18 protein-coding genes and 1 tRNA gene are annotated in these 17,991 nt (G+C 70.0%); 2 read left to right on the forward strand and 17 right to left on the reverse strand.

The features are described 5' to 3' along the window. Positions 1-30: 30 nt before the first annotated feature. The 11 genes from EV141_RS02665 to rplU all read right to left on the reverse strand — a co-directional run bounded on the left by EV141_RS02665 (position 31) and on the right by rplU (position 8,712). Entirely contained in the window at positions 31-1,389 is a 1,359-nt protein-coding gene (locus EV141_RS02665) for a pyridoxal phosphate-dependent decarboxylase family protein (protein ID WP_130484844.1), read from the reverse strand. A 191-nt stretch (positions 1,390-1,580) separates the two neighbouring features. After that, positions 1,581-1,656, reverse strand: a tRNA-Ala gene (locus EV141_RS02670). 72 nt (positions 1,657-1,728) lie between these two features. Then, entirely contained in the window at positions 1,729-2,106 is a 378-nt protein-coding gene (rsfS, locus tag EV141_RS02675; protein ID WP_130484417.1) for a ribosome silencing factor, read from the reverse strand. A gap of 34 nt (positions 2,107-2,140) precedes the next feature. Beyond that, complete coding sequence (locus tag EV141_RS02680) at positions 2,141-3,457, reverse strand: hypothetical protein (protein WP_130484418.1); 1,317 nt, start codon at positions 3,455-3,457, stop codon at positions 2,141-2,143. Further along, positions 3,454-4,062 (reverse strand): nicotinate-nucleotide adenylyltransferase, encoded by a 609-nt coding sequence (gene nadD / locus EV141_RS02685; protein ID WP_130484419.1) that lies wholly within the window; start codon positions 4,060-4,062, stop codon positions 3,454-3,456. Before nadD ends, EV141_RS02680 begins: the two co-directional genes overlap by 4 nt. Before the next feature lie 30 nt (positions 4,063-4,092). Then, positions 4,093-4,296: a hypothetical protein gene (locus EV141_RS02690; protein ID WP_130484420.1), complete on the reverse strand. Its 204-nt coding sequence runs from the start codon at positions 4,294-4,296 to the stop codon at positions 4,093-4,095. Positions 4,297-4,349: 53 nt separating this feature from the next. Continuing rightward, entirely contained in the window at positions 4,350-5,660 is a 1,311-nt protein-coding gene (locus tag EV141_RS02695) for a glutamate-5-semialdehyde dehydrogenase (RefSeq protein WP_375880263.1), read from the reverse strand. 4 nt (positions 5,661-5,664) lie between these two features. Beyond that, entirely contained in the window at positions 5,665-6,450 is a 786-nt protein-coding gene (gene proB, locus EV141_RS02700) for a glutamate 5-kinase (protein ID WP_130484421.1), read from the reverse strand. Further along, entirely contained in the window at positions 6,447-7,967 is a 1,521-nt protein-coding gene (obgE, locus tag EV141_RS02705) for a GTPase ObgE (RefSeq protein WP_130484422.1), read from the reverse strand. Before obgE ends, proB begins: the two co-directional genes overlap by 4 nt. Before the next feature lie 163 nt (positions 7,968-8,130). After that, entirely contained in the window at positions 8,131-8,385 is a 255-nt protein-coding gene (gene rpmA / locus EV141_RS02710) for a 50S ribosomal protein L27 (RefSeq protein WP_130281675.1), read from the reverse strand. An 18-nt stretch (positions 8,386-8,403) separates the two neighbouring features. After that, entirely contained in the window at positions 8,404-8,712 is a 309-nt protein-coding gene (gene rplU / locus EV141_RS02715; protein ID WP_130484423.1) for a 50S ribosomal protein L21, read from the reverse strand. 168 nt (positions 8,713-8,880) lie between these two features. Here rplU and EV141_RS02720 point away from each other — a divergent pair, with 168 nt between their 5' ends. Next, the gene (locus tag EV141_RS02720; RefSeq protein ID WP_130484424.1) at positions 8,881-9,162 is read left to right on the forward strand and encodes a DUF4031 domain-containing protein; all 282 of its coding nucleotides are present in this window, start codon (positions 8,881-8,883) and stop codon (positions 9,160-9,162) included. A 44-nt stretch (positions 9,163-9,206) separates the two neighbouring features. On the opposite strand, the gene EV141_RS02725 is transcribed toward EV141_RS02720, so the two are convergent. The 4 genes from EV141_RS02725 to EV141_RS02740 all read right to left on the reverse strand — a co-directional run bounded on the left by EV141_RS02725 (position 9,207) and on the right by EV141_RS02740 (position 15,199). Further along, positions 9,207-10,586, reverse strand: a complete 1,380-nt coding sequence (locus tag EV141_RS02725) for a hypothetical protein (RefSeq protein ID WP_130484425.1) — start codon at positions 10,584-10,586, stop codon at positions 9,207-9,209. Continuing rightward, positions 10,567-11,307, reverse strand: coding sequence for a TIGR03943 family putative permease subunit (locus EV141_RS02730; RefSeq protein WP_241968961.1), 741 nt, complete (start codon positions 11,305-11,307; stop codon positions 10,567-10,569). The genes EV141_RS02725 and EV141_RS02730 overlap by 20 nt, the downstream gene beginning before the upstream one ends. Position 11,308: 1 nt before the next feature. Continuing rightward, positions 11,309-12,298, reverse strand: coding sequence for a permease (locus EV141_RS02735; protein ID WP_130484427.1), 990 nt, complete (start codon positions 12,296-12,298; stop codon positions 11,309-11,311). A 72-nt stretch (positions 12,299-12,370) separates the two neighbouring features. Continuing rightward, positions 12,371-15,199 carry an Rne/Rng family ribonuclease gene (locus EV141_RS02740; protein WP_130484428.1) on the reverse strand — a complete coding sequence of 943 codons (2,829 nt, stop codon included), beginning with the start codon at positions 15,197-15,199 and terminating at the stop codon, positions 12,371-12,373. Between the two features lie 340 nt (positions 15,200-15,539). Between EV141_RS02740 and EV141_RS02745 the strand changes: the two genes are divergently transcribed. Continuing rightward, positions 15,540-16,145, forward strand: coding sequence for a vitamin K epoxide reductase family protein (locus EV141_RS02745; RefSeq protein WP_241968963.1), 606 nt, complete (start codon positions 15,540-15,542; stop codon positions 16,143-16,145). Between the two features lie 196 nt (positions 16,146-16,341). Here the strand turns inward: EV141_RS02745 and EV141_RS02750 are convergent, their stop codons facing one another. Together EV141_RS02750 and ndk are read right to left on the reverse strand one after the other, a co-directional pair. Further along, positions 16,342-17,325 carry a hypothetical protein gene (locus tag EV141_RS02750; protein WP_141914306.1) on the reverse strand — a complete coding sequence of 328 codons (984 nt, stop codon included), beginning with the start codon at positions 17,323-17,325 and terminating at the stop codon, positions 16,342-16,344. Positions 17,326-17,571: 246 nt separating this feature from the next. Next, the gene (ndk, locus tag EV141_RS02755) at positions 17,572-17,991 is read right to left on the reverse strand and encodes a nucleoside-diphosphate kinase (RefSeq protein ID WP_241968965.1); all 420 of its coding nucleotides are present in this window, start codon (positions 17,989-17,991) and stop codon (positions 17,572-17,574) included.

Below are 17,991 nucleotides of genomic sequence, written 5' to 3' on the forward strand. Positions count from 1 at the left end.
CGGCTGAGCGTCACGCCCGATCTCCCCCGCTCAGCGCATCGTGTCGAGGATGCCCGTGATCAGCTCGAACGACGTGCGCGGGCTGACGATCGCGAAGCGCGTGTTCGGCCGGCCCGCGTGCGAGCTCGGCACAACGAACGCCCGCTGCTCGTCGAGCAGGCGATCCGACCAGGCGGCGTAGTCGGCGGCCTCCCAGCCCACACGCTCGAAGACGACGACCGACAGCTGCGGGTCGCGCACGAGGCGCAGCTCGGGCCGGGTGCCAATCTCGTCGGCGACGCGCTGGGCGAGCGCGAGTGAGTCTTCGATCGCGGCCCGGTACGCGCCGGCGCCGAACGTCGCGAGCGAGAACCACAGCGGCAGGCCGCGGGGGCGACGCGTGAGCTGAATCGAATAGTCGCTGGGGTTCCACTCGGCGCGGTCGGTGAGCGTGTCGAGGTACTCGGCGTGCTGGGTGTGCGCCGCGCGGGCGATCGCCGGGTCGCGGTAGAGCAGCACGCACGCGTCGAAGGGGGTGAACAACCACTTGTGCGGGTCGACGATGAGCGAGTCGGCGCGCTCCAGCCCCGCGAAGCGGTGACGGGCCGACGGCGCGAGCGCCGCCGCGAGGCCGTAGGCCCCGTCAACGTGCAGCCAGAAGTCGAACTCGTCTTTCAGTGCGGCGATCGAGGCGATGTCGTCGACGATGCCGAAGTTCGTCGAGCCGCCCGTTGCCACAACGGCGATGACGGCGTCACCGTGCTCGTCGAGCGCGGTGCGCACCTGAGCACCCGTGAGGGCGCCCGACTCGCCGACGGCGACCTTCACGACATCGACATCCATGACGCGGGCGGCCGAGGCGATCGACGAGTGCGCCTCGGCGCTCGCGACCACCACGCAGCGCTCGGGGCGCGCCTGCCCGCGCTCGGCGCGCACGCGCGCGGCGTGGTCGCGGGCAGCGACAAGCGCCGACAGGTTGCCGATCGTGCCGCCCTGCACGACCACGCCGCCGGCGGTCTCGGGCAGCCCGAACTCGCGCGCGAGGAACGCGAGCACCTCGTTCTCGGCGAAGACGGCGCCCGATCCCTCCATCCACGAGCCGCCGTACACGGCCGTCGCCGACACGATGAGGTCGAAGGCGCTGGCGGCCTTCGTCGGCGCCGACGGGATGAACGACAGGTACCCCGGGTGGTCGATCGTGAGGCACGCCGGAGCCAGCACGTTCTCGAACAGGGCCAGCGCGCGGCGCCCGCCCACCCCGTCCTCAGAGATCGACCCGGCGGCGAGCCGACGCAATTCGCTCGGCGGCATCGGCTTGTCGAGGGGCACCTCGGTGTCGAGCAGGCGGCGGCGCGCGTAATCGAGCACCATGTCGACGACGGCGGTCGTTTCGGGCGTGACCGCGTGCATCCGGGATGCGTCGGTGACGACGCGCGCAGCGGCGTCGATTCGGTCGGTGTGCGGGCGGGCAGCGGCGTCGCTCACGGGTGGTCCTCTCGGGCCGGGCCACGGGCACAGAGCCGTGGCCTCCGGCGCGCCGCCCCGCCGATCGGGTCAGCAGGCGCCGGATACGACGAGACCCGGCCGAAGCCGGGTCGTCGTGGTGGACCTGAGGGGACTCGAACCCCTGACCCCCTGCATGCCATGCAGGTGCGCTACCAGCTGCGCCACAGGCCCTCGCGTGTCGCCCAGGCGGTGTTCCGCCGCGCGACTGTCACAGAGTAGTACCGCCGTCGCCCCGTCGCCAAATCAGGCCGGGTCGACGGGCGTGCCGAGGTCGACCGGAATGACCGGGCAGTCTTTCCAGAGGCGCTCGAGCGAATAAAACTGCCGGTCTTCCTCATGGAAGACGTGCACGACGACATCGCCGAAGTCGAGCAGCACCCAGCGGCCCTCTGACCGACCCTCGCGGCGCAGCGGCTTCGCGCCCGCCTCGATCATGCGATCTTCGACCTCGTCGCAGATCGCGAGCACGTTGCGCTCGCTGCGGCCGGTCACGAGCAGGAAGACGTCGGCAAGCGGCAGCGGCCCCGAGACGTCGAGCGCGACGATGTCGTCGCCCTGCTTCGCGTCGGCCGCGCGCGCCGCGACTACCGTCAGTTCTTTCGCTCGATCAGATGCAGTCACAGTGTCTTTCAGAGGGTTGGATGCGCGGGGCGCGTTAGAAGAGTCCGTTGACGGCCGCGACGATGAAGAGCCCGACAGCGACGACGGCGAGCACAACAGTTGAGCTCACGAGCACGGTCGTCAGCACGCCCGAGCGACGGGCTTTCTTGCCGCCCATGACGTCGCGCGTGGCCGTGTGGCTGCTGACCGCGCTGATGGCGCTGACGGGAGCCGAGTCGGTCGACGCGTACTCGGTGTCGACGTCGAACAGGTCGTCGATGTCGGGGCTGTCGTGAATCGACGGAACAGCACCCGTCGACGCGACCGAGCTGGGCACGTCGATCATGCCGGTGATGATGATCTCGCCCGTGCCGGGAACCGGCCCCGCAAGCTCGCCGCGCGGCATCTCGGGCAGAACGAGGGCGTTGGTGCTCGTCGTCGCCGAGCCGACCTGACGACTGAAGGTGTTGGTGAACGGGTCGTCGTCGTCGTGCACTCCGACCGACCAGTGGCTGCCGACGCTCGGCGCGTGCGGCGACGCGGCTGTGCCTGGCAGCACGTCGGGCGCACTCGGTCGGGCGTCGTCCACGAGAGGAACCGGGCCGGCCGGCAGGACAGACGCGGGGGCCGGCGCAGACGCACGCGGCGCAGCCGGCGCGCTCGGCACGCTCACGGGGTCGACGATGTCGAGGCCGTCGGCGGGCAGCGGTGCGGGCAACTCGGCGGACGACTCAGCGAGTTCGGCGGACTGCTCGGGCTCGTCAGCGCGGCGCAACTCACGCAGTTCGCGGCGCGAGAGCGGCCTGTCGCCCCCTCGAGCGGCAGGCTCGTCGTGCGCGGCCGCCGGCGGCTCGACCAGTGCGGGCGGCTCGCCGGGCTCAACGAGGTCGGGAACCGATGCCGGCGCGGCCGCTGGAGTCGAGGCCGGCGCGACGGGCGAATCGGACCCGGTCGGCACCGACTGCGGAGCGGACGCGGGAATCTCGCGACCCTGCGTGCGGTAGGCGAGCGGCTCGTCGCGGGGCTCGCCCTCCCCGATCGGGGCGAAGGTGCGGCGCCCGGTGTAGGGGGCGCTCGACGGAGCGTCGCTCGACGGCGCAAAGTCGCGCCGACGGTACGAGCCGGGAGTCGCGGCCCACGGCGCGGTCGGCGCGGTCGGCGCGCTGGGCGCAGCCGGAGCGGAGGCGACCGAGGCCGCACTGCCCGCTGCCGAACCGACCGAGGCGGGCACGAGCTCGGGGTTCGCGTCAGCGCTGGCGGGGCGGGTCGCGTCGTCGTTCGGGGCCTCGCTCGCCGAGGCGGCCTCGTTCGCTAGCTGCTGCAGACGCCGGGCCTCCCGGCGCGTCAGCGGCGGATCGTTCTGCGCGCTCATGCGGGGGTTCTCCGATACAGCTGATGCTTGGCGATGTACTGCACGACGCCGTCGGGTACCAGGTACCACACGGGGGCGCCGCGCCCGACGCGATCACGACAGTCGGTCGACGAGATCGCGAGCGCCGGGATCTCCATCCAGCTTACGCGCCCCTCCGGAAGGCCGCGAACGTTGAGGCGATGCCCGGGCCGTGTCACGGCGACAAAGTGCGCGAGCTCAAACAGTCGCTCCGGTTCTTTCCAGTCGACGATCTGTGCGATCGCGTCGGCGCCGGAGATGAAGAACAGCTCGGCCCCGGGGTACACGGCGGCGAGGTCAGTCAGGGTGTCGATCGTGTAGGTCGGCCCGTCGCGATCGATGTCGACCCGGCTCACGCTGAATCGCGGATTCGATGCGGTCGCGATGACCGTCATGAGGTAGCGGTGTTCGCTCCCCGTCGCGTCGGGCTTGAGGTACGGCTCGCCGGTCGGCACGAACACGACCTCGTCGAGACCCAGGCGATCAGCGACCTCGCTCGCGGCAACGAGGTGCCCGTGGTGAATCGGGTCGAAGGTGCCGCCCATGACGCCGATGCGGCGCGGGGCGGTGTGTTCCGGTGCGGGGATGATCGGGGCGCTCCGGTTCGGCGTCAGGGCCTAGTGGCCGGCGCCGTGACCACCCTCGCCGCGCATGGGGTTCGAGGTCTTGTTGCGGTGGCGGTTGGCGACGTCGCGGTACGCGTGCACGACGACGCCGAGCATGAAGAACGCGAGCGCGGCGATGCCGGCGATCACGAGCGGCGGCGCGAACAGCGGCGCGTACTCATCGAGGGCCAGAATGGTGCTGCTCAGCGACGTCATGGGGCTCTACTTACTCTCTGCCGGAACGGTCGGGGGCATCAGTCTAGCGGGCGCTACCCGCGCACCTGCCCCGAGCCGCGCACGATCCACTTGGTGCTCGTCAGCTCGGGAAGGCCCATGGGGCCGCGCGCGTGCATCTTCTGCGTCGAGATGCCCACCTCAGCGCCGAAACCGAATTCGCCGCCGTCGCTGAAGCGCGTGGAGGCGTTCACCATCACGACCGCCGAGTCGACCTCCGCCAAGAATCGTTCGGCGTTCGCCATGTCGCGCGTGATGATCGACTCGGTGTGCTGGGTCGAGAAGCGGCGGATGTGCGCGAGGGCCGCATCCAGGTCGTCGACGATGCCGATCGACAGTTCGAGAGCCATGTGCTCGGTCGCGAAATCGTCGTCGCTCGCGACCTCGAGATCGGCGACGACGGCGCGGGCGCGCTCGTCGCCGCGCACGAGAACTCCGGATGCACGCAGCGCCTGAACGACGGACGGCACCAGCCGCTCGGCCGCGTCGCGGTGCACGAGCACCGTCTCGACGGCGTTGCAGACGCTCGGCCGCTGCACCTTCGCGTTGTGGACGATGTCGACCGCCATCTGCTCGTCGGCGCTCGCGTCGAGCACAATGTGCACGACACCCGCACCCGTCTCGATGACGGGAACAGTCGACTCGCGCACCACGGTCTGAATGAGGTCGGCGCTGCCGCGCGGGATCAGCACGTCGACGTAGCCGCGGGCGCGCATGAGCGCGGTCGCACCCGCGCGACCGTGCTCGTCGATCGTCTGCACGGCGGCCTCGGGCAAGCCCACCGCGACCAGCGCCTGCTGAATCACGGAGACGAGCACCTCGTTGCTCGAGCGGGCGGCGCTGCCGCCGCGCAGCACGGCGGCGTTGCCGCTCTTCAGCGCGAGCGCCGCGATGTCGACCGTCACGTTCGGGCGCGCCTCGTAAATCGCCCCAACGACGCCGAACGGCACGCGCACCTGGCTCAGCTGTACCCCGTTCGGCAGCGTCGAACCGCGCACGACCGTGCCCACTGGGTCGGGCAGCGCGATCACGTCGCGCACGGCAGACGCGAGCGCCGCGACCCGCGTCTCGTCGAGCCGCAGGCGGTCGATCAGGCCGTCACTCAGCCCGTTCTCGCGGCCGCGGCTCAGGTCGGCCGCGTTCGCCTCAATGATGCGGGGGGCGTTCGCGACGAGAGCGTCCGCGATGGCGGCGAGCGCGGCATCCTTCACGGCGGTCGTCGCCTGCCCAAGCGCGCGGGAGGCGGTCTTGGCGGCCGCGAGCGTGTCGTCGATGAGGCCGGCCGGCACGCCGTCGAGCGGAACATTTTCGCCGTGAACGGGGGCCGAGCTCATCGTCATGACCATGCCGTCAGTCTAGCGAGGAGGCGTGAAACCACGTGCCGACAGCGTCGCCATCGAGCGCCCTGCGCACGTTCGCCGTCGACGTCAAGACGACGGGCGTTCCCTGCCGGGCGGCGAGCTTTGCCGAGGCCACCTTCGTCGCCGCTCCCCCGGTTCCGACGCCGGCGGCACCCGCCTCGCCAATCTCGACGCGCTCGAGCTCGTCGTCGGCGGCGACCTCGTCGATGCGCTCGGCGCCCGGCTCGTGCGGCGGCCGCGTGTAGAGCGCGTCGACGTCGCTGAGCAGCACGAGCAGGTCAGCGCCGACGAGCTCGGCGACGAGGGCCGCGAGGCGGTCGTTGTCGCCGAAGCGAATTTCGTGGGTCGCGACCGTGTCGTTCTCATTCACGATCGGCAGGATGCGCAGGCCCAGCAGGCGGTCAATCGCGCGTTGCGCGTTGCTGCGCGGCGTCGAATGCTCGAGGTCGCCCGCCGTGAGCAGCACCTGCGCGGCGGTGAGCCCGTAGCGGTCGAGGCTGTCTTGGTAGCGCACCATGAGCAGGTTCTGGCCGACGGCCGCGGCGGCCTGCTGCGTCGCCAGGTCGTTCGGGCGAGCATCGAGATGCAGGTAGGGCATGCCCGTCGCGATCGCGCCGGAGCTGACGAGGATCACCTCGACGCCGCGCGCGTGGGCCGCGGCGAGGGCGTCGACGAGCGGCGCAATCTGGCCGGTGTTCGCGCCGCTGATCGACGACGACCCGACCTTCACGACGATGCGCTTCGCCTCCGCGACAGCGGGACGGGCTGCGGTCATTCCTGCTCCTCGGCGTGGTCCTCGCGCCAGACGCCCGCCTCGCGCTCGCGCTGCAGCTCGGCGCGCGCCTCGGTTTTCGCATCCATGCGCTCTTTGTAGCTCTGACGGCGCTGGCTGGTCGTCGGACGGTTCAGCGCGTCGAGACGGGGGTCGGTGCCGCGGGGCGCGGTCAACAGCTCGGCCGCGCTCGTGAGCGTCGGCTCCCAGTCGAAGACGACCCCGTCGCCCGGGCCGATGATGACGGTGGCGCCCGCCACGGCGCCCTTGGCGAACAGTTCGTCTTCGACGCCGAGCTTCGCCAGGCGGTCGGCGAGGTAGCCGATGGCCTCGTCGTTGCGGAAGTCGGTCTGCTGCACCCAGCGCTCGGGCTTCTCGCCGCGGATGCGGTACACATCGCCGTAGCTGCCGCCCTCGACCGTGACGGTGAAGTCTTTCTCGTGGACGGGGGCGGGGCGCAGCACGATGCGCTCGCGCACCGTCGACTCAGCTGCCCGAGCCTCGCGGTCGGCAGCGACGACCTCGCCCAGGGCGAAGGTCAGCTCGCGCAGTCCCGCGCGGCTCACGGCGCTGATCTCGAACACGCGGTAGCCGCGCTTCTCGAGTTCGGGGCGCACGAACTCGGCGAGCTCGTGCCCGTCGGGCACGTCAACCTTGTTGAGGGCGACGAGCTGCGGGCGCTCGAGCAGCGGCGTCTGCCCCTCGGGCACGGGGTAGGCGGCCAGCTCAGCGAGAATCACGTCGAGGTCACTCAGCGGGTCGCGGCCGGGTTCGAGCGTGGCGCAGTCGAGTACGTGCAAAAGCGCGGTGCACCGCTCGACGTGACGCAAGAACTCGAGGCCCAACCCCTTGCCCTCGCTCGCGCCCTCGATGAGGCCGGGAACGTCGGCGACGGTGTAGCGCACGTCGCCCGCCTCGACGACCCCGAGGTTGGGGTGCAGCGTCGTAAAGGGGTAGTCGGCGATCTTCGGCTTCGCCGCCGAGATCGCGGCGATCAGGCTCGACTTGCCAGCGCTCGGGTACCCCACGAGTGCCACATCGGCCACGGTCTTGAGCTCGAGGACGACGTCGCCCTCCCACCCGGGCGTGCCGAGCAGCGCGAAGCCCGGCGCCTTGCGCTTGGTCGTCGCGAGGGCCGCGTTGCCGAGGCCGCCGCGGCCGCCGGGCGCGACGACGATGCGCATGCCGGGCTCGACGAGGTCGACGAGTTCGGTGCCGTCGGCGTCGCGCACGACGGTGCCCACGGGAACGGGCAACACGAGGGCGCCACCCGAGAAACCGGCGCGGTTGTCGCCCATACCCGGGCCGCCGTTGTCGCTCGTGCGGTGCGGGCGGCGGTGGTACGGCAACAGAGTCGTCTCTTGCGCATCGGCGACGAGCACGATGTCGCCCCCGTCACCGCCATTGCCGCCGTCGGGGCCGGCGAGCGGCTTGAACTTCTCGCGGCGCACCGACACGCAGCCGTGGCCACCATGCCCAGCGCGCAGGTGCAGGGTCACCCGGTCAACGAACGTTGCCATGGCGGTCCTCCTCGCAAATTGCGCCCCGAGCGGGGCGGGCTGGGTGTTGAGCGGCGGCGATGTCGCGCGCCCAACAGGGGTCGGGTGGGTGCACCCTCATGTAACGACGATGACGGGGCGGGCCGAAGCCCGCCCCGTCATCGGATGCTGGTGATCGTGTGGGTTACTCGCCCGCGACGATGTTGACGACCTTGCGGCCGCCCTTCTGGCCGAACTGCACCGCACCGGCCGACAGCGCGAACAGCGTGTCGTCGCCGCCACGGCCCACGTTGGCGCCGGGGTGGAAGTGGGTGCCACGCTGGCGAACGATGATCTCGCCGGCCTTGACAACCTGGCCGCCGAAGCGCTTCACACCCAGGTACTGGGGGTTCGAGTCGCGGCCGTTACGGGTGGACGATGCGCCCTTTTTGTGTGCCATGTCTTCTCGCGACCCTTCTTACTTGATGCCGGTGATCTTGACGCGGGTCAGCTCAGAGCGGTGGCCCTGGCGCTTCTTGTACCCGGTCTTGTTCTTGTACTTCTGGATGATGATCTTCGGGCCGCGGAGGTCACCCAGGACCTCGGCGGTCACGGTGATCTTCGAAAGCTTCTTGGCGTCGGTGGTGACCGTGTCACCGTCGACGTGCAGAACCGGGGTCAGCTGGATCGTGCCGTCCTCGCCCGGGGTAACGCGGTCAAGCACGACTACCGTGCCAACCTCGACCTTTTCCTGCCGCCCACCGGCGCGCACAACTGCGTAGACCACGTTTCACCTTTACTTCGTTCGAAGGAACTTCTTGCTCAAGACTGCGGGTGTCAGGCGCGAGCTTCTGCCCAGCGCACACCAACGGTCAAGAATAGCCGAGCGCAACGGGCCCGGTCAAACGAGGGGCCACGGCGTCGCGCAACCCTGACAGCCTACACTCTGCACATCATGGCGATTCTCATCGACGCGGCGATGTGGCCGGCGCACGGGCGCCTGTGGGGGCACCTTGTCAGCGATCACTCGCTGGATGAACTGCACGCGTTCGCCGAGCGCGCCGGCATTCCGCCGCGCGGCTTCGATCACGACCACTACGACTACCCCGAGGAACGCTTCGCCGAGCTCGTGACGCTCGGCGCCGAGCCCGTGAGCCCGCGTGAGCTCGTGGCACGCCTGCAGGCCGCCGGTCTGCGCGTGCGGCAGCGCGACAAGCGCGCGACGCGCAGCCGCTGAGGCGCGCACCCGCTCACGCGCGCATCCGCTCCGTCGCGCGTCCGCTACCAGCCGGGCCCGAAGCCCGCGACGCTGCGCACGAGATCACCGCTCGCGATATCGACAACCACAACGGTCACCGACTCGGCCTGGGGGTTGATCGCGCGCCTATCCGGCACGGCGTCGGCGACACTCGGGGTGACCTCGATCGCCACGAACTCGTTGTTCGGCGAGACGCGGAACGCGCCAAATGAGCCGGCGTCGTCGAGGGTGCGCGCGAGCATCCGGGATGCTCCGCTGCCGTCGTCGGCGACGATCAGGTTCGCGACGGCGAGGCCCGCGTCATCGGTCACCGCGACCCGCTGGACGCGCTCGTCGCCGCTGAGCAGCTGGAAGTCGGCACCGAACACCAGGGCATCGTTGAACAGCGAGGGATTGACGCGCTCTTCCTCGCCCGTGACGAGATCGAGGGCGACACCGCCGAAAGGATCGGTGGCGCTCACCCGCGTGCCGTCGGCCGACACCGCGTGCACCTCGGTGAACTGCCCGATCGGCAGAGCGAGCGTGGGGTCGGCGAGGGGTAGCGACGTGAGCGTGCCGTCGATGCCGTGCACGAGCAGCGTGTCACCGGCGGGCACCGGTAGCACCGTCTGCGCCTGCAGCACCGCCCCGTCGAGGCCCGTCAGCCACTCGACGACCCCCACTCCCCCGAGGTCGACGATTCCGACCCGGCGTGTCGGCGCATCCGCATTGTCCACCGAACTCATCACGACGGCGACCGTTGTGCCACTCTGCGGAACCACCAGCTCATCGATGCGCAGCCCCCGCTCGGGAAGCACGACGGACTCAACCACCCCCGACGCCACGTCGACGACCTCGAGCAGGCTCGTGCCGCCCTCCGCCTCGCGCGTCAGCACGACGGCGCTGCCCAGCGGCGCCGCAAACTCGATACCCGAGGCGCTGTGCAGCACCTCACCGCGGCCCGTACCGTCGACGCGAGCGCGCAACACCTCATCGACCTCGGCGCCGCGGTCGACGTAGACGAACGAGCCGGGCGCCGTCGTGAAGCGATGGGTGAACGCGCTCATCGCCTCCCGGGAGGGCGAGGCGACGTTCTCGATCGTCACGGTGTAGTCGGTCGCGTAGCGCAGCGGCTCAGCAAATTGCACCGCGATCAATTCGTTCTGCACCGAGACGGTGACCTCAGCATCCGGCTCGACCGTCACCTGCGAGGCGTCGATGTCACTGAGGGGCTGATTCGCGAACAGGCGCAGCTGCTGGCCCGCCTGCTCGGTGACGCGCACCGTGTCGACCTGCGCGGTCGACAGCTTCGGGCCCTGCATCGCGCCCAGCAGGAGAAAGACGGCGCCGACGCCCGTCGTGACCGCGGCCGTCCACCAGAAGGCGCGACGGAAGCCGCGCCACTCAGAAGAGGTACGGCTCACGGGGCAGCTCGATCGGGGTGACCTCGGCGGGCAGGATGACCACCGGCTGGTCGCTGTCGCTACTGGGGTTGCTGCCGAACTCGCCGTCGATCGACACCCAGTCGTCCACGGCGAACTCGTCGCTCCAGCCCGGGAGGTAGACGGGAACGCCGAGCGGCTGGGCATCGACCGCGCAGCACGTCACCGTAAAGCGCGAGACGTAGAACACGTTGTCAGGGTCGCTGGTGTCGGGCGTGACGAAGCCGACGAGCTCGGTGACCGGCTTATCGGCGAAGAATGACAGGTCGCTCGTTTGACGCAGAATCGTGGCCCACTCGCGCACCGTGAACCGGGCGACCTGCTCGGCGTCGGCGGTCGTCGCCGCCTCGAACGCCTCGGCGTCACTCGCGGCCGACGCGTTGATGGCGCGCTGCTCGGCCGTCGCGGTCGACAGGGTGGCGGGCGGCACGACGACCATGCCGATCGTGAAGACCCCGGCGATGGCGGCGGCCGTCAGCGCGATCGCGCGCGAACGACGCGGCGGCGGGGGCGCATCCTCATCGTCATGGTGGCGGCGGCCGACCAGGGCGCCGACAACCAAGACAACCGCGATGATCGCCATCAGCACCGTGAAGAGGTTGTAGCGGGGGTGAATGTAGAGGGCGAGCTGGCCGGAGGCCGCCAGCCACAGGGTGACGGCGGCCATCGCGCCGATGATCACGAGCCCGCGCCAGCGCTGCACGCTACGCCACATAGTTCACCACCAGTCCGAGGGCGGCGGCGAGCAGCCCCACGATCGTCGTCACCTGAATAAGCGTTTGGGTGGAGTACGTCGTGCGCATGAGGGCGAGCATTTTCACGTCGATGATCGGGCCGAACACGAGGAAGGTCACGATCGAGCCGGGCAGGAACGTCGCGGCAAACGGCAGGATGAAGAACGAGTCGACGTTCGAGCAGACCGAGATGATGAAGGCGAGCACCATCATCGCGACGATCGACCACAGCGGGTGGCTGCCGAGCGCGACAAGAATCTCGCGCGGCACGATCACCTGAATACCGCCGGCCACGAGGGCGCCGATCACGAGCGCCGGCATCAGGATGCTCGTCTCGCGCACGAACAGGTCGAGCGTCTGCTGCCACTTCGTCGGATGCTCGTGGGCGGGATCGTCGATGCGGCACTGCTCTGCGAAACGCTCGGTCAGCAGGGTCTCGGGGTCGGGGTGCTTCGAGAAGATCCAGCCGATCAGGTTGGCGATCAGAAAGCCGCCGATGAGGCGGGCCACCAGAATGCCGTCGTCGAAACCGAAAGCCTGGTGTGTCGTGATGATCACGACGGGATTCAGGATCGGCGCAGCGATGAGGAACGTCATCGACTCGGGTACCGAGAAGCCGCGCCGCACGAGGCCGCGGGCAAGCGGCACGTTGCCGCACTCGCAGACCGGCAGGAACATGCCGAACATCGAGATGATCGCGCGGCGGCCGACCGCATTGCGGGGAAGCCATCGCATGAGCCAGCTCTGCGGCACCCACACCTGCACGACGATCGACAGCACCAGGCCGAGCACGATGAACGGCAGCGACTCGACGAGCACACTCGTCGAGAGCGTGAGCAGGTCTTGCCCCACGTTGGGCAGTGACCAGGGGCCACCCTCGGCCGTCAGGTGCCGCACGGCGACGACCGCGACGAGCCCCGCAATGCCCGCGAGCATCCACACCACGTGTTTCGGACGCATGCGTCGCCCGGAACTCGCGGCGAGCGAGTCGTGGGAGTGTGTGTGCGCGGTGCGGGTCACAGTGCTTCGAGACTAGTCGACGGCGGGCGCCTCGCTCGTCGGCGCGGCCGTGATCGTGCCCGTCGTCGCGCGGCGGGAGGCTCGCTTACGCGTGCCCGGCGCGGGCGGCTCAGGCAGCGACTCGAGCACCGAGCCGAGCAGCTGCTCGGCCGCCGACGGGTCAACCGCCGGCCGCGTGCGCGGCTGCTTCGTCACCGGGATCGGGATGTCGAGAATCTCGACGACCTGATCGGCCGACCGCTCTGCTGACGCGTCTGTCGCCGGCACGGCCTGCTGGGCCGGCTGCTTCGCGGACGACCGTCGGCTCTTGCGGTCACGAGTGGAGCCAGCCTGGCTCCCCTCGCCTGCGTCGGCCTCGCCGCTCGCCTCGCTCGCGCCGCCTGCGTCACTCACCGCGGGCGACTGCTCGGGGGCAGAGCCCGTCGCGTTCGCGCCGTCAGCGGTCGCGGCCGCCGGGGCGTCGGCGACGACTTCGGTGTCGTGGTGCACGGTCTTCGCCGCGATCGTCGCCAGCGCCTTCGACACGTCTTCCGTGATCGCGTGAGCCGCGGGCGCCGACGTCGACTTCTGCGAGGAGCCGCCGCGCGACGAGCCACCGTTGCCATTGCCGTTGCCGCCAGAGGCGTTGCCGCCGCGGCGTCCACCCCGTGCCCCGTTGTCGTTCGAGTTGGGGCCGCGGTGCTTGACGACCGGGTCGTGGTGCACGATGAGGCCGCGCCCGGCGCAGACGTCGCACTGCTCACTGAAGGTTTCGAGCAGGCCGAGGCCGATGCGTTTGCGGGTCATCTGCACGAGGCCCAGGCTCGTGACCTCGGCGACCTGGTGCTTCGTGCGGTCGCGGCTCAGGCACTCGACGAGGCGACGCAGCACGAGGTCGCGGTTCGATTCGAGCACCATGTCGATGAAGTCGACGACGATGATGCCGCCAATGTCGCGCAACCGCAGCTGCCGCACAATCTCTTCCGCAGCCTCGAGGTTGTTCTTCGTGACGGTCTCTTCGAGGTTGCCGCCCGAGCCGACGAACTTGCCGGTGTTGACGTCGACGACCGTCATCGCCTCGGTGCGGTCGATGACGAGCGAGCCGCCCGAGGGCAGCCAGACCTTGCGCTCGAGCGCCTTCTCGATTTGCTCGGTGATGCGGTGCTCGTCGAAGGGGTCGTGCTCGCCGTCGTGCTTCTCGACGCGCTCGAGCAAATCGGGCGCGACCGACTCGAGGTAACTCGTGATCGTGCGGTGAGCATCCTCGCCGTGAATGACCATCGAGCGGAAGTCTTCGTTGAAAACGTCGCGCACGATCTTGACGAGCAGATCGGGCTCGGAGTGCAAGAGCACCGGGGCGCCCGAGTTCTCGAGCTGCTTCTGGATGTGCTCCCACTGGCTCGTGAGGCGCTGCACGTCGAGCGTCAGCTGCTCTTCCGTCGCGCCCTCGGCGGCCGTGCGCACGATGACGCCGACGTTCTCGGGAAGGACCTCTTTCAAGATCTTCTTCAGGCGCGCCCGCTCGGTGTCGGGCAGCTTGCGGCTGATCCCGCTCATCGAGCCGTTCGGCACGTACACGAGGTAGCGGCCCGGCAGGCTGACCTGGCTCGTGAGGCGTGCGCCCTTGTGGCCGATCGGGTCTTTCGTGACCTGCACGAGAACCTTGTCGCCGGGCTTCAGGGCCAGCTCGATGCGGCGCGGCTGGTTCTTCTCGCCGTCGGCCTGCGCGGCCTCCCAGTCGACCTCACCCGAGTACAGCACGGCGTTGCGGCCGCGGCCGATGTCGACGAAGGCCGCCTCCATGCTGGGCAGCACGTTCTGCACCTTGCCGAGGTAGACGTTGCCGATGAGGCTCGACTCGCTCGACCGGGCGACGTAGTGCTCGACGAGCACGCCGTCTTCCATCACGCCGATCTGGATACGGTTCTCTTTCGAGCGCACGACCATGACGCGATCGACGCTCTCGCGGCGGGCCAGGAACTCGGCCTCGGTCACCACCGGGCGGCGGCGGCCGGCATCGCGGCCGTCGCGGCGACGCTGCTTCTTGGCCTCGAGGCGGGTCGACCCCTTGATGCGCTGCGGTTCGGTGATCAGTTCGGGTTCGCGACGCGCCGAGCCGGTGCGCCCCCGGCCGCGCGAGCGGGTGCGGGTCGAGCCGCCCTCGTCGTCGCGGTCATCGCGGTCGTCACGGCCATCGCGGTCGTCGCGGTCGGCGGCGCGGCCACCCTGTTGGCGACCGCCCTGGTCGCGACCGCCGGTGTCGCGGCCGCCCTGCTCGCGGCCACCCTGCTCGTCGGCACCCCCGCGGGCGCGGCGACGGCGGCGACGGCCCGCAACACTCGTATCGTCGTCATCGTCGTCGCTCGTCATCGGAGCAGCGCTGCGCGACGGCGGGGCGGATGCGCGCACCAGCTCCGCGGGCGGCGGCACGAAAAGCAGGTCGGTAGTCGTCAGGGCACGCACAAGCGGACGCTCGGGTTCGGCGGGGGCAGAGGGCTCGGGCTCAGCCGGCGCGGCGGGCTCGGCAGCCTCGGCCGGCGCGGCGGGCTCGGCAGACTCGGCCGGTTCGGCCGGCGCTGCAGAGTCGGCCAGCACAACTGTTTCAGCGGAAGCAGCGCTTTCGGCGGTGGCCTCAGCCTCAGCAGGCGCCGCGGGCTCAGCGGCAGCAGCAGCGTCGGCGGCTGCGGCAGGCGGGGCCTCAGGCGCGACCGCGGGCTCGACGGCGTCCGTGCCCGCGTCGGTGGCCGGCGTGGCGAGGCCGGCTACGGCCTCTTCCGCGCGCTTGCGCCCCCGCCCTCCGAAGATCCGTCCGCGACGTCGCGTGCCATCTGTGTCGTTCTGGGTGTTGTCATCACTCACCATCGCTGGTGCACTCCTCGATCGCCGGGGCCTGCCCAGCGGAACCTGTCGTGCCGGACGCCCGCGAGCATCCGACGAACTCTGTGTCTGTGGTTTTGCGCCGCACGATCGGGGCGGTGCGAGACCATCGCGCGCTGTCACCACGCATTCGGTCGGAACTGGCTATCCGACGGTTGCGACGCATCGTGCGCCGCGGAACCGGCCCGGTACATACCCGGAAAGCTTTTCGTTCGCCGGCGCAAGGGGTTCTTGCGCCGACTGCCCCTCATTATCGCACGGCCCTCCCGGAACACAGGACGTTCGACCCGGGCGAGCCGTCACGCGGGCGGGCGATACTGGGGAGGTGAGCACTGCGCGACGACCCTGGGCGATGGCCATAACCCTCATCATCACCGGGGCCGTTGGCTGGTGGGGTGCCATGGCGCTCATCGTCGAACGCGTGCGCAGCCTCGCCGACCCGGCCTACGAGATCGCCTGCGACGTGAACCCGCTGCTGTCGTGCGGCAACGTCATGCTGTCGCCGCAGGCGTCGCTGTTCGGGTTTCCGAACCCGCTGCTCGGGGTCGCCGGCTTCGTCGCCCCGATGGCGGTCGGCGTCGCGCTGCTCGCCGGCGCCCGCTTTGACCGCTGGTTCTGGGGGATGTTCGTGGCCGGCATCACCGGGGCCTTCGCGTTTGTCGTCTGGCTGTTCACCCAGTCGGTGTTCGTGATCGGCGTGCTGTGCCCCTACTGCCTGGTCGTGTGGGCGGCGGTGATCCCGATGTTCTGGGCGACGCTGCTCTGGGCCTTCGGCACCGGCACGCTCACTCGTGCTGGCAGCGGCCTGCAGCGGCGGGTCGCCCGCCTCATGCCGTTCGGCTGGGCGTTCGTCGTCGCCAGCTACGCGGCGATCGCACTGACGATCCTGGCTGCCTTCCCGACGCTGCCGGCCAGCCTCGGCTGGCTGTAGCTCGAGCCTCGGCCTGCTAAAGCGCTAGCTGCCGCGCCCCTCACGCCAGGCGTCGCGGCCTCCGCGTCACCGCGGCCGCCCCGTCAGCCGCCCCGCTTTCCCCGTCCCGCCGCGAACGGTCAGTTGTGGGGCCTTCGACGATGCCAAACCCCCACAAGTGACCGTTGAGCGCCTCGATTGGCACGCAAGGCAGTGGCTATCGCGAACACGCGCCGACATCTCGGAGCACCCAGCGTCGAGGAGGCTTCCACCCTCGCTCGCTCAGTCGATGTGCAATGCGGTGCAGCAACGGCCTGGGATTCCAGAAGAGGTCTTCTGAAACGGCACGGATCGGTGACCAGTTTTCGTCTAGATAGCGATCAAAGCGTTCGAGGTCATGAGCAAACTGGCGGCGATCGGTTCGGTGGTGATCCCCCTCGTATTCAACGAGTACGCCGAACTCCGGCCACGCGAGGTCTGGGGTCGCAGCCCACCCACTCCCGTTCACGGCGAACCCCACCACGGGTGGCGGCAACTGTGCGCCGATAATCGCCAACCTCAGCAACGATTCCGGCCGAGAACGCACCCCTTCCTCGCTCGCGAGCCAGGCCTTGCGCAGTTTTCGCAGCCCCGGCGCGCCAGGGCGACACTGTTCGAGCTGTGTGACGGCGGCTACCCAGCCAACGGAATCTCGCGGAGGGATTTCTGCCAGGCGACCGAGGCGGTTTCCACGGCCCCGGCGGGTCGTGGAAGCGCCTCGTTGGTCGAGCGGCCGCGTCGCGAACCGAAGGGCATCGATAGCGGCGACAAGATCGGGTGGTCGAAGCTGCGTGGCCAGTGTCAGCAGCAGGAGCGGGTCAGCGAGCACGGGCATTGGCTCGACCCGCTCCGCTGCAACCGGGATCGAGACGAAGCGAACATCGTCACTGTCGAGCCGCATGCTGTGCCCCAGCACGCCGCGCCCTCGAGGCGCACGCAATGGCGCGGCAACGGTGAGGTGGATCGGGTCACCTTCCCACGTCGCGGGCAACGGCACGCCGAGAAGCTCGGCCCCGGAGACGTGGCTCAGCGCTGAGGGCGGGCCCGGCCGCAGCAGCGCGGCGTGCGCACGACGCTCGATGGACGCTGGAGCTTCCCGCGAAACGGCGACACCACGATGGGGATGCTCGATATCGGATGAGCGCAATCGATCGCGCGTCACGCCCATCGCCCCGTTTCGGGTAACGGGAAACGGAGCAGCCGAGATGGGTAAGGGAAGTTTGCCGGGTGGGCGGGGCATCGGGAAAGGATGCATGCCACTCAGGTTGCGCACGCCGCCGATCGAGATGGACGTGAAACGTCAGTAGTGGGGGCCTCGTCTGGAGGAGGGCCCCACTACTGACCGTTCAGGAGCACTTCGGGCGTAACGTCGCGCGGCACAGCGCGGCGGGGCGGCGCGGCGCGGGGCCTAGCCGAACCAGAGGGCCAGCTCGCGCGCCGCCGTCTCGGGCGAGTCGGAGCCGTGCACGAGGTTCTGCTGCACCTTGAGCCCCCAGTCGCGGCCGAGGTCGCCGCGAATCGTGCCGGGGGCGGCCGTCGTCGGGTCGGTGGTGCCGGCGAGCGAGCGGAAGCCCTCGATGACGCGGTGCCCGGCCACGCGTGCGGCGACGACGGGGCCCGACTCCATGAACTCGATGAGCGGCTCGTAGAACGGCTTGCCCTCGTGTTCGGCATAGTGCTGCGCGAGCAGCTCGCGGCTCGGCTGCACCATGCGCAGATCGACGAGCTGGTAGCCCTTCGCCTCGATGCGGCCAAGGATCTCACCCGTAAGGTTGCGGGCAACGCCGTCAGGCTTGATCAGAACGAGGGTCTCTTCAATGGTGGTCAC

Source organism: Microcella putealis, assembly GCF_004216575.1.
Lineage (GTDB): Bacteria > Actinomycetota > Actinomycetes > Actinomycetales > Microbacteriaceae > Microcella > Microcella putealis.

Bases quoted from the DNA above. Each gene is read 5' to 3' on its own strand.
- EV141_RS02665 (WP_130484844.1), bottom strand. From the start codon at position 1,389: ATGCACGCGGTCACGCCCGAAACGACCGCCGTCGTCGACATGGTGCTC.
- EV141_RS02680 (WP_130484418.1), bottom strand. From the start codon at position 3,457: ATGAGCGCGCAGAACGATCCGCCGCTGACGCGCCGGGAGGCCCGGCGT.
- EV141_RS02690 (WP_130484420.1), bottom strand. From the start codon at position 4,296: ATGACGTCGCTGAGCAGCACCATTCTGGCCCTCGATGAGTACGCGCCG.
- EV141_RS02695 (WP_375880263.1), bottom strand. From the start codon at position 5,660: ATGGTCATGACGATGAGCTCGGCCCCCGTTCACGGCGAAAATGTTCCG.
- proB (WP_130484421.1), bottom strand. From the start codon at position 6,450: ATGACCGCAGCCCGTCCCGCTGTCGCGGAGGCGAAGCGCATCGTCGTG.
- obgE (WP_130484422.1), bottom strand. From the start codon at position 7,967: ATGGCAACGTTCGTTGACCGGGTGACCCTGCACCTGCGCGCTGGGCAT.
- rpmA (WP_130281675.1), bottom strand. From the start codon at position 8,385: ATGGCACACAAAAAGGGCGCATCGTCCACCCGTAACGGCCGCGACTCG.
- EV141_RS02720 (WP_130484424.1), top strand. From the start codon at position 8,881: ATGGCGATTCTCATCGACGCGGCGATGTGGCCGGCGCACGGGCGCCTG.
- EV141_RS02735 (WP_130484427.1), bottom strand. From the start codon at position 12,298: ATGCGTCCGAAACACGTGGTGTGGATGCTCGCGGGCATTGCGGGGCTC.
- EV141_RS02740 (WP_130484428.1), bottom strand. From the start codon at position 15,199: ATGGTGAGTGATGACAACACCCAGAACGACACAGATGGCACGCGACGT.